This is a genomic window from Flavobacterium soyangense (assembly GCF_015277675.1).
Lineage (GTDB): Bacteria > Bacteroidota > Bacteroidia > Flavobacteriales > Flavobacteriaceae > Flavobacterium > Flavobacterium soyangense.
In genome coordinates this window covers 1-15,821 of sequence record NZ_JADHEC010000050.1, presented here as the reverse complement: position 1 = coordinate 15,821, position 15,821 = coordinate 1, and the positions used below count along the sequence as shown (strand labels likewise).

Below are 15,821 nucleotides of genomic sequence, written 5' to 3'. Positions count from 1 at the left end.
AAACTCTTAAATAATTTTTTATTATATTTGACATGGATATTGTTTGTTTTGCGACTTCAAGATACTGAATTTCAGTGTCTTGAGCAATATCTAATTAATATTTTTTACTTCAAATAACTACACCCAACGGGTTATTAAGAGTCAATTTCTTTAAGCCGTTTACACTAACATTTCCTAATCTTAAAGATAAATAAAAAAGGTAACTTTAAAAACGCATATAAACACGTAATTTTGAATCAAAATATTTACACACTATTCATATGGAATCACTAATTAATTATTTCAAAAAAATGGGCTTTACAGAAGAGAGCCTCACTGTTTTTTTAAAACAAATTAAAACAAGGACATTTGAAGCCAACGAAATTATTCTTTTCGAAGGTCAGGTTGAAAACTATATGTCATTTATTGACAAAGGAATTGTACGCTATTACGCTGTGCATAATGAGAAGGAAATCACCTTTGATTTTGCTTTCCAAAACTCTTTCTATTGTGCTTACGACTCCTTTTATACCCGAAAAAAAACAGCCGTTTATATCCAAGCCATAACACCCTGTGTATTGCATTCGATCTCACACGAAAGCTTGAATGCATTATATGCTATGTGCGAAACTTCCAAAAAACTAGGGCAAATTGCCACTGAATATTTGCTTTCCAAAAAAGTAAAAAGAGAAATGGATCTATTGCTCAAAACTCCACAGGAGCGATACGAAGCTCTTTTTACAGAGCAATCCAAACTGATACAATCGATTCCCCAAAAATACATTGCGTCCTATATAGGCGTTGTTCCGGAAACTTTAAGCCGAATTCGAAAACGAATTACTTGACCAAAGTCAATTTCTCGCCCATAAATCATTATCAACTTTGCATCAGTAAATAACTGATAAAACAAAATTGAAATGAATTTTAGCATCACCCACATTGACACCGCTTGTGTTTTAATCAACATCAATGGATACAAAATCCTCACCGATCCAACACTGAACAAAAAAGACGGTTGGTTACCACAATATGTAACAAGTCCCCTAGCCTTTTCCAAAAAATATATTGACGCCGCACTTACTCCTGCCGAAATTGGAAAAGTAGATTTGGTCTTACTCAGTCACGACCATCACAAAGACAACCTAGACAAAACAGGGAGAGAATTCATTAAAAACGTTCCTCTTGTATTATCCACTACAGCTGCGGTTCATCGACTTAAAGACACCAAAACCATTGGTCTCGAAAACTGGGAGGAATATTCGATAAAGGACGAAAGAGTCAAAGGATTGAAGATTACCGCTATTCCGGCACAGCATACCAACATCAAACGATTGGACAAAATGATGGGCAAAGTGCTTGGTTTTACCATCGAATGGGAGAACCAAGAAAAAGGCTGTATGTATATTTCTGGTGACACCGTGCTATTTGAAGGAGTTTATGAACTTGCCAAACGAAAAAAAGTGGATGTTGCCATTTTACATCTCGGAGCAGGTGCTTTCCCTTATCTAAAAAAGAATTTACGAGTAACCATGAATGGCGAAGAAGCCATAAAAACTACACAATTACTCCAAGCCAACACTGTAATTCCCATACATTATGAAGGTTGGTGGCACTTTAGACAATCCGTAGCGTCATTATTGCACGAAATAAAAAATTCGAATGTAAGCGATAAATTCATTTGGCTAAAAAGCGGAATAGATACGCGAATTGTGTCTTAAAACTGCTAAACACTTTTATAAACAGCATAAAAACAAAAAAATGAAAAATAAAACCAAGCTAAGCTTATTATTCAGCTTATTTATAGCCCTAAATTCGAATGCACAAAATTCAAAAATCATCACAGGATTCCATCATATAAAAAGTGTTGCAACCGATGGACGTTCTATATATGTAGCCGACATTGGTAAAGAATTAAACCCAAATGCAAAAGACGGCGATGGCAAAATACTTAAATTAGATAAAAAGGGACAAATCCTAGATTCTACGTTTGTAAAAGAAAAACTAAATGCGCCAAAAGGGCTAGCCATCGATAACGAAATACTATTTTTAAATGACATTGATCGTCTTGTTGCAATCGATTTAAAAACAGGAACAAAATTATATGAAATCGACTTTAGCAAAGACAGTTCGTTTTTGAACGATATCGCAGTATGGGATTCTACAACCTTATATGTAACCGCAACTGATAAAAGCAAACTTTTTAAAGTTAACCTAAATGACAAATCCTATTCCGAAATTAAAATTAATACCACAATCAACGGTATCAATGGATTGTTTTGCTATAAAAAAGCCAATAGATTGTATATAAATGGTTTTGGAACCGACCATAAACCCAATGGTGTTGTGGGCTATTTAAATTTAAAAGACAACACATTCACAAAACTAACAGAAGCAGAAGGCTATTACGACGGTCTATACGTCACCAATGATGTGCTCTATGTAAGCAACTGGATCGCATTTGAAAAAAAAGGTATTATATTCTCCATACAATTGTACAACAACAGAGTCAACGTAATAAAACTGCCCGAACTTATAGCTGGCCCAGCCGATTTCATAATAGTTAAAGACCAATTAATTGTTCCAGGAATGATGAATGGAGAACTTCATTTTATAAAATTAGATACCAGTTTAAAACAAAGTCTATGATACATTCCGACTTCAAAAAATCATTATAGACCCAAAAAAACCACAACAATTTAAAAAAAACCACGAATCTCTTTCACAAAATTTTAAAAAAAGCACATGATAGTACAAAAACAACTTACCCTAGATCACCTTACTTTTGATTTACGTTGCGCAGGAGATTCCTCAAACGAACTCGTAATCCTCTTGCATGGTTTTCCGGAAACCAATCACATGTGGATACCACTTATGGAGGATTTAGTCAAAAAAGACTTTTACTGCGTTGCTCCCAATTTACGGGGATACAGCCCAAGTGCACAACCAAAAGGTAAAAAAAACTACACATTAGAAAAACTTGCTGCCGATGTAGTAAATATTAGTAAAGCTTTTGGGAAAGAAAAAATTCACCTGATTGGCCATGACTGGGGTGCTTGCATTGGTTGGTACATAGCGTATCAACATCCTGAATTGGTCTTGAGTTGGAGCGCTTTGTCCATTCCCCATTTGCAAGGATTTGGAGAAGCACTAGCTAAAGATGCCACGCAGAAAAAGATGAGCGCCTACATGCAGCGATTTCAAATACCGTGGTTGCCAGAGTATAAAATAAAAAAAGACAATTTTGCGCTTTTAAAACTCCTTTGGAAAAACTGTACTAAGGATGAAATAGCGGATTATTTATCTGTTTTAAAAAAAAAAGGAACCGTCACGGCTGCCCTCAATTACTATAGAGAAAATTACAAATTATTGAAAAGCGGAGATACTACAACAATTTTGGGTAATGTAGATGTCCCAACTTTACTGATATGGGGAGAAGATGATTTTGCAATTGGTTCTTATAGTGTAGAAAAATGCAAAGATTATTTAACCGGAGCGTACACTTTTGTAAAAGTTAAAGGAGGACATTGGTTGGTTCAAACCAACTACAATGAGGTAGCTTCAGCGATAGGCAACCATTTGGATAAATACCGGTCTTCTCTTAAGTAAAAACAGTCCATTTTAAAATATAAAAAATGAAAGAAATTATTCAGCTATCCATTTTCCCTTTTGGGATGATCAATTGCTTCCTTATAAAAGGAGAAAAAAAACACGTTCTAGTCGATACTGGTGTACCTAATAGTGAGAAAAAAATCATCAAACAATTAAAGAAACACGGTATCAAATTAGATGATATTGGTTTAATACTAGTGACTCATGGGCATATTGACCATTTTGGAAGTGCCAAAGAATTAAAGGACATTTTAAAAGTACCCATTCTAATGCATAATTTAGACAAAGAAGCATTACAAACAGGAAAAAGCATGCTTAAAACTCTAAAGTCTAACCATAAAATTTGGGATATTGTTCTTAAACCTAAATTAGCAAACGATATAGCTTCACCTTGTTTTCCTGACATAGTTTTAAATGGAAACCAAGAATATGATTTATCAATTTATGGGATAAATGGAAAAGTAATTCATACTCCAGGACACACCCCAGGTTCTTTATCTGTTGTTCTGGAGGATGGTAGCGCCATAATAATGGATTTAGCTTCATCCGGAATATTTCTTGGGGGAATAGCCTTCCACTCCAGAATGAAACACCCTCCTTTTCATGACAATCTAGAACACGTAAAAAACAGTATTAATCACATATTATCATTAAACACAAAGATATTTTACCTTGGACATGGGCATCCAGTGTCGAGAAAATCATTAATAAACTACAGAGACCAATTTTTTAAATAACCATAAATATGGAAGTGCTTTTACAATCCATGTAGCGAAAATTCAGCGCTGGGAGCGGAAATAGAATCTAGCACTAAAAATCCGCTATATCGGAAATCAGTATGCCATTAGCGAAAATTTGCAGGCCTCAAAACTAAATAAATACAGAACAAATGACAAATTGCTTATTTTTTGGTGACAGTATTACCTATGGTGTATACGATGGAATATTGGGGGGTTGGGTAGATAATTTAAAAAAATATTGCCACTGGAGATATTGCAATGACGATTCAAAAGAAGTAAGCATTTTTAACATGGGAATCGGCGGTGAAACTACCGAAGGGCTTATAAAACGTTTTGACGTTGAATTCGTGGCAAGAAAATCACCATTTGATAATTTAATATTCTTGTGCTACCATCTTATTTATTGAATCTATTAGACCTATCATTGAAAAATACTTATAAGATGCCAAATATATTTTTATTAACTATAGAAAAGGAAAGAGCATGTACTGTTTAAAACTTTCGTAGGACTAGTTGCCAGTGAAGGGAGACTTAACTTTGGCTTGCCTAAAAAGCCATTAAAACTGTAGCCATTTTAGCTTTTACAATAAATAAATAATTTAAAAAAAAACAATGAAAAAAACGATCTATATTTCAATCTCACTTCTCTTTACTTTATCTAGTGTTGGACAAATTAAAAACGAAGAAGAACAAAGAGATTTGGCATTTAATAACTCCGTTAATAAATGGTTTACTGCTTGGGAACTGGTTAGCAAAGACATTTACAAAATTGATAAGGTCAGACCTGTTGATTTCGTGTTCTTTGATGATAAGTATGTTTACTCAACATCAAATGTTACAATAGAAAAAGGGACTATTGTAAAAGGCCATAATCTGATGGAATTGAAACTGAATTGGAAAAAAAAATTACATGACAATCAACTTACACTGCCGGACAAATCTGTTGTTCAAATTAACTTAATGTCTTTTGCCTCTAGAACTTCTGATAAGAATAATGAATCATTTTTAATAATGCCATTACCTGATTTCTGGCGGAAATCAGGAGTAACAAGCGACGAATTTGGGACAGAAAATCTTGCTACAGGAGTTTTCATTCACGAATTTTGCCATGCACAACAAATGCATAGTTTTGGAAGAAAAGTAACCGAGTATGAAAAAGCGAATAATTTTGGTGTCGTATTTAGTGATGATATTGTTCAATATATCTTTGATAAGGACAGTACCTATCTAAAAGGCTTCAATAAAGAAGTTGATTTATTATATAGCTCTATACAAAACAACTCGGTAAACAAAAAATCTGTCAAAGAGGGATTGGCTCTAATAAAACAGAGGCAAAAGAAGTATTTTAAAAGAGAATATAAAGACTTTAACCAATTGGATGATCTCTTTCTAACAATGGAAGGTCTGGGTCAATATTCAATGTATTTGTGGCTAACAAACCCTGATGGAGGCAATATAAAAAAAGAAATAGCAATACAAGGCGTAAGACGTACTAGAAAATGGTGGTCGCAAGACGAAGGCTTTTCACTTTTTCTAATTTTGGACAAACTAAGCGAAACTAAAAAATGGGGAAAAGATATGTTTGGTGATAAGCCAGAGAATGTAACTGAATTGATAGATGGATTAGTAAATTAAAAAACTACAGCTAAAAACTAAGTTGATAAAGGTTGTCCTTCAAAAATACCATAAAACTACAAGAATAGAAATCACTGATTGAGCGAATCAAAGTAAAAAGCTAAGAGATGTAGTCTATTATTTTTCAAGGAAATGAAATATCATTTACCTATTAATCAAATTTAAAACATTATCATAAAAACCACAAAAATTAGAATCATGAACAAAAACCCAAATTCAAAATACAAAATTCGCTTCACTGATTGCGATATGTTCGGACACTTAAACAACTCCAGATATCTTGACTATTTAATTAATGCGCGAGAAGACCATTTAAAAGATTTTTATAACTTTGATTTTAATGAGTATTATAAAAATGATTTGGCCTGGGTAATCAGTAGTCATGAAATCTCGTACCTAAAACCTGCTCTATTTAATGAAACAGTATCCATCCAATCTACTTTATTACGTGTTGACATCGAATTTCTTCACTTAGAAACTATTATGATGAACCAAGAACAAAATCAAATAAAGGCAATTATGAGATCTAAACTTATTCCTATAAATTTAAAAACAGGCAGAAAAGCTCCTCATGATCTTCCATTTATGGAATGGGCAAAAACGATTGAAAACACAGAAGTTGCCAACCATGGCAATTTACAAGATAGAATTAAACAATTGCTCACTGATTTTAAAGTAAAGAAAAACTAATAAAGTTGAATAAAAGTAAACAAACAGGCGTTGCAAATAAGTGAAAATAGGTGAATTGAAAACATTTGAAACAGAAAGATTACTACTAAAACCGACATCCAAAGAAGATGTTGGTTTTATTTTAGAATTATTCAATACCCCAAAATGGATCGAATTTATTGGGGATCGAAAAGTACAAAACAGTACAGATGCAGAAGAGTATATAGAGACTAAGATATTGTAACAATTCGAAAGATTGGGGTATGGCAATTACACCGTGATCCGAAAATTGGATGGAAAAAAAACACGTTCTAGTCGATACGGGTGTACCTAATAGTGAGAAAAAAATCATCAAACAATTAAAGAAACACGGTATCAAATTAGATGATATTGGTTTAATACTAGTGACTCATGGGCATATTGACCATTTTGGAAGTGCCAAAGAATTAAAGGACATTTTAAAAGTACCCATTCTAATGCATAATTTAGACAAAGAAGCATTACAAACAGGAAAAAGCATGCTTAAAACTCTAAAGTCTAACCATAAAATTTGGGATATTGTTCTTAAACCTAAATTAGCAAACGATATAGCTTCACCTTGTTTTCCTGACATAGTTTTAAATGGAAACCAAGAATATGATTTATCAATTTATGGGATAAATGGAAAAGTAATTCATACTCCAGGACACACCCCAGGCTCTTTATCTGTTGTTCTTGAAGATGGGAATGCCATAATAATGGATTTGGCATCATCCGGAATATTACTTGGGGGAATTGCTTTTAACTCCAGAATGAAACATCCCCCATTTCACGACAATTTAGAACAGGTAAAAAACAGTATTAATCACATACTTTCCTTAAATACAGAAACATTTTACCTAGGACACGGAAATCCGGTTTCCAGAAAATCAGTAATAAATTATAGAGACCAATTTTTGGAATAAATATTTAAAAACCATCTGTCATTTTAAGTGTATTCGACATTTCTTTTCCGCAATAAACACAATTTAAAATAAGTCCTATTCAACTACATTTTTGTCCTATCCTGTACCTCAACCCTTGAAATATCTTTGCTGAATAAATAATTAATTAAAATTTAAACAAATGAAAATTATCATCGTAGGTGCAACTGGCACCATGGGAACGTACTTATCAAGTGCATTTGAAAATGAAAATGAAATCATCAGAGTAGCTTCTCAAGGAGGAGACTTTCAAGTGGATATTACTTCACCTGAAGAAATCGAAAAATTCTTTCAAACAGTAGGTCCGTTTGACGCTCTTATTTCGACTGCTGGACCAACTTTTGTTGGACCATGGAAGAAATTAAATGACGAGACATTCAGAAAAGGAGTTGAAGGAAAAATGATGGGACAAATTAATTTAGTTCTTATTGGTCAAAACTACATCAATCCTAAAGGATCATTTACGTTAATCACTGGAGCTTTGACAGAGGAGCCGCAAATTAACTTCGCCAATGCATCGGCTGCAAATGGAGCAGTAGAAGGATTTGTTCGTGGAGCTGCCATTGAACTTGAAAACGGTATTCGTATTAATGCGGTTAGTCCAACGGTTATTGAAAATTCGCCTCATTATTTTCCATATTTCCCAGGAGAAATTCCGACTACTATGAAACAATTGGAGTTCATGTTCCGCAAAAGTGTTTTCGGAGCAGTTACAGGGCATATCATTAAACCGTAATTTTTTTATTCGCAAAAGCGATAGTATCCGTGGGTCATTATTCGCAATGGTAATGACTTACGGTTATGACTTATTATTGAACAGCAACAAAATTTAACCAAATAACATTTGGTAATAATACCAACTTATTACATTACGTATGAAAAATTTAATTTTTAAAATAACAATTTTATTCCTAATGGCGGTTTCAGCAACACAGGCGCAAAATAAAATCAGCCTGATGCGCTATGACGATGACTTTTCGCTTGTAAAAAAAGACACTAGTAAAAAAGGGTTCAATCAACTGAAATATATTCCTCTTGGAAAAAACAATTCCATTTCTTTTGGTGGTGAATTACGGGAACAGTTTCAGGTGTATAACAACATCAACTTTGGGGATGTGCCACCAACCTTTTCAGATACAAATGCCAATCAACTTTGGCACCGATTAATGGTACATTCCAATATTGAATTGGGAAACCATTTTCGTTTTTTTATCCAACTTAACAGCACACTTCGTTTCTTGAATGACAATCCAATCGTTCCTGAGATTGACGAGAACCAGTTAAGCCTTCATCAAGCTTTTGCAGAACTAAAAGTAACCAACTGGAATTTCAGATTAGGCCATCAGGAAATGTATTATGGCAACCATCGATTGATAACTGTTCGAGAAGGACCAAACACAAGACAAGCCTTTGATGGATTAGTAGTAAAACATAAATTCAAAAATGGGACAATGGATTTCTTTGCCGTTTCTAAAGTAATCTCAAAACAATACGTCTTTGATGACGAAAGCATGCACGATGGATTATATGGACTCTATGGAACACAATATTTTTCTAATCATAAACTGGGATTGGACTATTATCTAGTCGATTTTCAATCAAAAGCGAGAAAGTATAATTATCAGTCCGGTTTTGAAGACCGTCAAACCTGCGGTATACGTTTGTTTTCAAACATGAAAACCGTAAACTTTGAATTTGAAGGTGGCTATCAAACGGGTAAATTCAATGATTTAACTATTGAAGCTTACAATGTTTTAGCAGATGTAAATGTAACTGTACTTCCCTCTAAAAAAGGAATAATTGGTTTTGCAGCTAATGTAGCTTCAGGAGATAAAGACAATACTGACAACAAATTAAACACCTATAATTTATTGTATGCTAAACCAGCTTATGGACTTGCAGTTCCAATTGGAGCAACAAACATCATCAGTTTCTATCCATACCTTAAAATAAATCCTATTCAAAAGCTGAATATTCTGGCACAAGTATTCTTTATGGCAAGAAACAGCAATCAAGATGGAACCTATTCGCCCGGAATGATTGAAAACAGACCAAGACCTAATGCTCTTTTTAGTTCTGACAAAAAAACTTTAGGTAAATATTATGTTTTGGAAACCAATTATCAGCAAACAAAAAATTTATCTTTCTCTTTTGACGCATCCTATTTTGACGCAGGAAGCTATCCTAAAGCTACAGGTAATGGCAAAGATGTCACTTATTTGTCTTTTAAATCCACATTCAAGTTTTAATTCAAAACAATAGAAACTAATGTTGGACTAAAAAGTTCTTTTTAATCAAAGATACTTTCTTTAAAAATTGTTCTAATGACTGATTTAATACATAATAATATGGCAGCCATGTTTGCCAAAGAGACATTGGATATTTTTAATATCGATGTATCTTTATTAGCATTAGAAATCAATTCGCCTCTAAAAAAAAAGTGGGTGATAAAACTCCATTGTTCAAACTTCCGAATGCCAAAGGAAAAATAATTTCCATTGAAAATTTGTTGAATCAAGGACCTGTAGTTATATCGTTTAATAGAGGGAATTGGTGTCCTTACAATAATCTTACGTTAAACACATATCATAAAATTTTCCCGAAAATTAAAAATTTTGGGGCAAACTTAATTGCCATTTCACCCCAAATACCATATAGACCTTCAGATATAGAATCTAAAAATGAATTTGTATTTGAAGTGCTGTATGATGCTGGAAATAATGTTGCTAACCTATTTACTACCATAATAAAAAATGGAACTGAAATAATAAATGAAGCAAAAAAATTAGGCATTTATTTTTATGATTTTCTTGATTATAATTCAAAAGATATTCCTGTCCCTGCTGTATTTGTTATCGATAAAAACGGAACAATCGTTTTTGCAAAATCTGAAAACGGAAATTATAGACTTAGAGTTCAACCTCAAGATATTTTAGATGCTTTATCATATATAGCCGAATAATTTTAATTCATAAAGTTCTGGGCACATAAAATATTGCAACAGAAAAAAAGTCCGTATAAGATCTATTTATAACAAGCTTTGAAAAACTTGCCAGCATTCAGCAATGAATTTAAAAATCATTTCGGTACTTCGCCTAAAAACTACACCATATAAGTTTGAACTTTTTGAATAACTTTTTGGACTATGGGAGAAAATGAAATTATATAAATGTTCTCAACTTTGCATTATAAAATTTATTCAAAATGAGAAACTTATTTTTTTCGACAGTATTGTTCATGTCTCTACTTTTAAATGCACAGACATTTACACTTAAAAGCAAAGAGCTAGGCGGACAATCTACCATGAAACAGGTTTTCAACGGCTTAGAATTCTCCTGGAAAAAAAATCCCCTCAACTCTCTTGGGATAATTGACTATATCAGCTCATATTGTCCAGGGTTATATGTGTATCTTTCTGGATTAAGACAATCGTTTTCAAACATCTTCCCCAGCTTGGCATATTAAAATAGAATCCCCAGCTTTATTCTTGGACTTTTGTAATTAAATAATACAGAATCGCTTCTTAACTTAAGTCAAGTATTTAGAGTTCGAAAGCATATAAATTTGACCCCAATAGAGCAAGTAATAATTAGTTAAACTTTATAAACAAAAAATCATGAAAACATTAAAAATCAAAGTAGCATTATTGTTATGGATTATATTCATCGCAATTCCAACCCTGCAAGCACAAGAGGAAAAAACTGTTTTGGAAATTAACAGTTCAATAAAAAACACTCCCTGTAATTTGGACTCAGCACAAAGAAACTACCTTTTAGAAAAAAAAGACAATAATATTGCCTCTAAAATAGTAAGCATTTCGGGCAAGGGATGTCAGCTTACAACTTCCCAAAATCTTTCAATGGGCAATTACTTGATGACCATATCTTGTTTCGGATTTGAAGATCAAACAGTGAATTTTGAGGTTACTGAAAACAACAAAACAAAAATTGTTTTTAACACCATAAATTTAAAAGAAAAAATAAATTCACTTAATGAAGTAGTTATTTATGGTAATAAAAGACAGTTTGTAAAAATTGAATCTGATAAAACTACAGTAAAAATAAAAGACAATGCAATGCTAAACACTGGAAGCGGTTATGAAGCGTTGAAAAGATTGCCTGGGGTAATCACTTCTCCAACAAAAAGTCTTACCCTTAACGGAAAGGGTGTAACGGTTTATATAGATGGTTCTCCAAGTACTTTGAGTGGAACCGATTTAGAGAATTATCTTTCCAGTCTTCCGGCCAATGCTATCGAAAAAGTAGAATTGGTATACAATCCTGGAGCATCATATGAAGCCAACTCTAGCGGTTCTGTGATAAACGTTATCACAAGTTCTAGACATATGAAAGGGTTAAATGCAAGTTTCAACATAAACTATAATTTCAATAAATACCAAAAACCCAGTCCACAAATTTTATTAAACGGAAAAGAGAAAAATTTGTCTTGGCAAACTATGTTAGGCTATAACTATATCGATAGCGAAGAAAAAATTACTACTGCACAAGCATTTACATCATTCAGCCCGACAAAAAACCTTTTGCAGGAAAATTTTAAACTCTATACCAACAGAAATGCTTATTTTAGATTGGGAACAAATTATAAATTGAATACTAAATCAAATTTATTATTCAATTACAATAATACCTTCGCAAATGACAGGATTAATTATCTAGCCAATACGCTAGGTGAAGGAATCAACTTTAACGATAACGGAATTACAAAAAATAAAAGCGCCAATCAAGATTTTAGCTTGCAATACAAGACTAAACTGGACACTATTGGCAGGACTCTTGATGTAACTGCTTTTGTAAATACCTTTAACAGAAACCCAATAAATGAATCAACTACATCTGAAAGTCAAACAAACAACAGCAACATTGATTTTGGTCTGACTAATTATTATTTAAAATATGACTTTGCCATACCGTTCAATAAAATGAATTTTTCAATCAATACAGGAGGAAAATACAACACAATTAAAGTAAATGACCTTGGCCGTTATAAGCTTGACAACACAACAACTACGATCGATTTTAATTACACCGAAAACAATTTGGCCTTTTATGCAGAGGCACGCAAGAAAATCAACAAATTCAATTTCACTGCCGGTTTGCGTTTCGAAAATTTTAATATTGAAAGAATGGCCAGTACAGCTACCAATAAAATAAATTACAAAACAACAAATCTGTTTCCAAATGTGAGTGCCTCGTATGAAATTAATTCGCAATTGAATCTAAGTGCCAATTATTCTAAAAAAATAAAACAGCCCAATTACAATACCATAGATCCAAACAATAGTTCAGCATTCAACCAATACAATTCCTCAGCTGGAGATATTTCACTAAAGTCAGCCTTTTTTGACAATTATGAATTAAAACTTACCGCATTTCAGTTTGTCCAGGTGGGAGCTAATTACACCATAATTAAAGATAACAGCCAGTTTGTTTTTAACGCCAAACCGGGGGAATTAATAAGTAATCAAACCTACCAATCTTTTGATAAAATGAATACTTTCAGCGCATATGTGTCTTTCCCCATTCCGCTTGATTATTTCTTTAAAGGAAAAGATGAGTTCATGAAAAGAATGAATACAATCGATAAAATGAATTATGTGTATGTGAATCTAAATTATATGAAAACAAAAACTGATGGCTATGACTTTAGCTTCAGTAATAAAGCCATTGTCAATTTAAGTTTACAATCCCAAATTATACTCCCTTGGAATATCACCAATACGATGGCCTATTCTATTTTGTCAAAAGGAACTTGGGAAGTGTATCAGGTTACTAAACCCATACAACAATTCGATATTTCCTTCAACAAGGATTTTATGGACAAAAAGATGAAAGTCGGTTTGCATTGCTTCGATGTGTTCAACAAGAACGAAACTAATGGTTTGATAACCGGTCAAAATCTAGAGACTCAATATCATCAAAAAAAGGATAGCCGATTTTTCAGATTATCATTGACTTACAATTTCGGAAATTCAAAATTGCAGAAAGAAAATACAGAAATCCAAAACGAAAAAATACAACAAAGCAGTGGAGGATTAGGGAAGTAAAAGGTATCTGTTAAATAGCAAAGAATAAATGAAAATAATTAATAGCTCCCCAAATGACCTTGTAGAAATCTTCAGGCTTTACAAGATAGCAACAGACTTACAAATAGCAAAGTCTGTTGTTCCCTGGCCGGAGTTTGACAGAATACTTATTTAAGAAGAAATTTCCAAAAAAAGACAATAGACTAATTTAAAAAATGAAGAAAAATGATAAAAGGATTATACGAAACTCATTTATTCGTTTCAGACATCAACAAATCTATCGACTTCTATAAAAATGTTCTAAAACTTGAACAATGCTATTATGAAGAAGATAGAAAGTCGGTTTTTTTTTGGATAGGAAAAAGAAAACAAGCAATGCTGGGACTTTGGGAGAAACCTAAAGAAAATATTGACATCAGGCATTTCGCATTCGAATGTGAAACAGAATTCATATTAAATGAATCTGTTGTTTTTCTAAATTCACATCACATAAAAACGAGAAATTTTTTAAATAATGGTATTGAGGAGCCTTTGGTTTTGCCTGGATGCCTGCCATTTCAATTTATTTTAGCGATCCTGACGGACATTCATTAGAGTTTATTTCAATATTGAATGGCGATTCTAAACCTGAAAATGGAATTTTGACGTATGAAAAATGGTTGGAACTTGAAAAATTATAATCATTAAAGACTATCATTTGTTGTTAGCATCAATAAGAACTAAACTCCATAAACCAATACATTAAATTGAAAAATATAAATGTTTTTAATACCGTACTAAACGAAATTTTAACAATTAAAAACAAGAGAAATGTCGTTTTTGTAGCATTATGCGGTGCTGCTGATACTGGAAAATCAACTTTGGCTGAAAAGATTTGTGTTGAATTAAATAATCAACAAGTAAGAAGTGAATGTATAAGTACAGATTCTTTTTTGATAGACCGAAAGGACAGAAACATAAAGAGAATTAGCGGCTATAATACAGACTCTTTGAAGTGTTGTGTATTGTTGAATGTTGTCGAAAAAATAGAACAAAAAAAAGAAGTGAAATATTATCCCTATGACAATAAGTCAGGGAAAAATGTATCCGGATACAGATTGATAAACGCACCGAATGTTCTAATTATCGAAGGTATTCATTCTTTAAACGATATAATACGAAACAAAATTGATTTAAAGATTTACATAGATGCCGAAAGCGAGGTATTAAAAAAACTAAGATATAACGCCAACATCAATAAAAGAGGCTTTTCTGAAAAAGAAGCTGGTAAAAAAATAGATAATGAAATGGAAGAATACACTAAATATATTCTGCCAAACAAGAAATACTCAGATTTAATTATTAATAGTACCGAAAAATATAATTATAAAATTAAATAATTACGACTAAGGAAAAATGATTATTTAGAAAGTGCTAAAAAGCAATTCGAGTATTATAAAATGCTTGGAGATAAAACTTTTTCACAAGTTCAAGACGAAAATCTATTTTGGCAATACAATTAAAACAGTAATAGTATTGCAACAATTGTGAAACATCTTTGGGGAAATATGTTTTCCCGATGGACTAATTTTTTGACCACAGACGGTGAAAAAGAATGGAAAAACAGGGACACTGAATTTGAAAACGACATTACAACCCGAGAAGAACTTTTAGACAAATGGGAAGAAGGATGGAACTGTTTATTTACTGTATTAAACAGTTTGACAACAGCTGACATGCAACAAGAAATTTACATCCGCAATCAAGGACACAATATTACAGAAGCCATCAACAGGCAATTGGCACATTATCCTTATCACATTGGACAAATTGCAACGCATAACAATTGGATTTCATTGTCAATTCCAAAAGGAAATTCGAACACCTACAATACGAACAAATTCTCAAAACCCAAACAAAAAGGGCATTTTACGGTTGAATATTTAAACAAAAAGAAAGAATAAATCCTCTCCTTGACAAACAATAAAAAAATGTTAGTCAAAATAGATATTACAAAAACTTTTTTCTTATAATAAACCCTTTTTATGAATAGAAATTTTATTTAAAACTTGATAAGATATTATTTAACACTACTAACCGATTAATATTTTTCAACAGAAAGGGCTACTTTTAAAAGTAAGCCCTTTTTTTCATACATTTTGAGTGACAAAAAACAAAATTTATGAGTTCCAAAGATATTGAAAA

The 15,821-nt window shown here is 32.5% G+C and carries 16 protein-coding genes and 1 pseudogene; all 17 read left to right on the top strand.

All coding sequences use genetic code 11. The annotated features are described in order from the left end of the window. Window positions 1-260: 260 nt before the first annotated feature. On the top strand, window positions 261-824 hold the full coding sequence (locus tag IR213_RS15150; protein ID WP_194313142.1) for a Crp/Fnr family transcriptional regulator: 564 nt from the start codon (window positions 261-263) through the stop codon (window positions 822-824). A gap of 72 nt (window positions 825-896) precedes the next feature. Further along, on the top strand, window positions 897-1,697 hold the full coding sequence (locus IR213_RS15145) for an MBL fold metallo-hydrolase (RefSeq protein ID WP_194313141.1): 801 nt from the start codon (window positions 897-899) through the stop codon (window positions 1,695-1,697). A gap of 40 nt (window positions 1,698-1,737) precedes the next feature. Next, the gene (locus IR213_RS15140) at window positions 1,738-2,625 is read left to right on the top strand and encodes an NHL repeat-containing protein (protein ID WP_194313140.1); all 888 of its coding nucleotides are present in this window, start codon (window positions 1,738-1,740) and stop codon (window positions 2,623-2,625) included. A 96-nt stretch (window positions 2,626-2,721) separates the two neighbouring features. Beyond that, window positions 2,722-3,585, top strand: a complete 864-nt coding sequence (locus IR213_RS15135; RefSeq protein WP_194313139.1) for an alpha/beta fold hydrolase — start codon at window positions 2,722-2,724, stop codon at window positions 3,583-3,585. A 26-nt stretch (window positions 3,586-3,611) separates the two neighbouring features. Beyond that, entirely contained in the window at window positions 3,612-4,325 is a 714-nt protein-coding gene (locus IR213_RS15130) for an MBL fold metallo-hydrolase (protein ID WP_194313138.1), read from the top strand. A 152-nt stretch (window positions 4,326-4,477) separates the two neighbouring features. Further along, the gene (locus IR213_RS15125) at window positions 4,478-4,735 is read left to right on the top strand and encodes an SGNH/GDSL hydrolase family protein (RefSeq protein ID WP_194313137.1); all 258 of its coding nucleotides are present in this window, start codon (window positions 4,478-4,480) and stop codon (window positions 4,733-4,735) included. A gap of 205 nt (window positions 4,736-4,940) precedes the next feature. Then, the gene (locus tag IR213_RS15120) at window positions 4,941-5,963 is read left to right on the top strand and encodes a hypothetical protein (protein ID WP_194313136.1); all 1,023 of its coding nucleotides are present in this window, start codon (window positions 4,941-4,943) and stop codon (window positions 5,961-5,963) included. A 198-nt stretch (window positions 5,964-6,161) separates the two neighbouring features. Further along, on the top strand, window positions 6,162-6,653 hold the full coding sequence (locus IR213_RS15115; RefSeq protein ID WP_194313135.1) for an acyl-CoA thioesterase: 492 nt from the start codon (window positions 6,162-6,164) through the stop codon (window positions 6,651-6,653). Window positions 6,654-6,693: 40 nt separating this feature from the next. Next, complete coding sequence (locus IR213_RS15110) at window positions 6,694-6,876, top strand: GNAT family N-acetyltransferase (RefSeq protein WP_194313134.1); 183 nt, start codon at window positions 6,694-6,696, stop codon at window positions 6,874-6,876. A 49-nt stretch (window positions 6,877-6,925) separates the two neighbouring features. Beyond that, the gene (locus IR213_RS15105; protein ID WP_194313133.1) at window positions 6,926-7,576 is read left to right on the top strand and encodes an MBL fold metallo-hydrolase; all 651 of its coding nucleotides are present in this window, start codon (window positions 6,926-6,928) and stop codon (window positions 7,574-7,576) included. Between the two features lie 160 nt (window positions 7,577-7,736). Next, window positions 7,737-8,330 (top strand): short chain dehydrogenase, encoded by a 594-nt coding sequence (locus IR213_RS15100; RefSeq protein ID WP_194313132.1) that lies wholly within the window; start codon window positions 7,737-7,739, stop codon window positions 8,328-8,330. 139 nt (window positions 8,331-8,469) lie between these two features. Further along, window positions 8,470-9,843 carry an alginate export family protein gene (locus IR213_RS15095; protein WP_194313131.1) on the top strand — a complete coding sequence of 458 codons (1,374 nt, stop codon included), beginning with the start codon at window positions 8,470-8,472 and terminating at the stop codon, window positions 9,841-9,843. Window positions 9,844-10,034: 191 nt separating this feature from the next. Continuing rightward, window positions 10,035-10,556 carry a redoxin domain-containing protein gene (locus tag IR213_RS15090; RefSeq protein WP_194313130.1) on the top strand — a complete coding sequence of 174 codons (522 nt, stop codon included), beginning with the start codon at window positions 10,035-10,037 and terminating at the stop codon, window positions 10,554-10,556. Window positions 10,557-11,210: 654 nt separating this feature from the next. Further along, a complete protein-coding gene (locus IR213_RS15085; protein WP_194313129.1) occupies window positions 11,211-13,658 on the top strand; it encodes a TonB-dependent receptor domain-containing protein in 2,448 nt (815 codons plus the stop codon). 204 nt (window positions 13,659-13,862) lie between these two features. Continuing rightward, window positions 13,863-14,231, top strand: a complete 369-nt coding sequence (locus IR213_RS15080) for a VOC family protein (protein WP_228479206.1) — start codon at window positions 13,863-13,865, stop codon at window positions 14,229-14,231. A 152-nt stretch (window positions 14,232-14,383) separates the two neighbouring features. Next, window positions 14,384-15,016 (top strand): uridine kinase family protein, encoded by a 633-nt coding sequence (locus tag IR213_RS15075; protein ID WP_194313128.1) that lies wholly within the window; start codon window positions 14,384-14,386, stop codon window positions 15,014-15,016. Window positions 15,017-15,031: 15 nt separating this feature from the next. Further along, window positions 15,032-15,580: pseudogene (locus tag IR213_RS15070) on the top strand (DUF1572 family protein); the annotation flags it as partial. Window positions 15,581-15,821 lie beyond the last annotated feature (241 nt).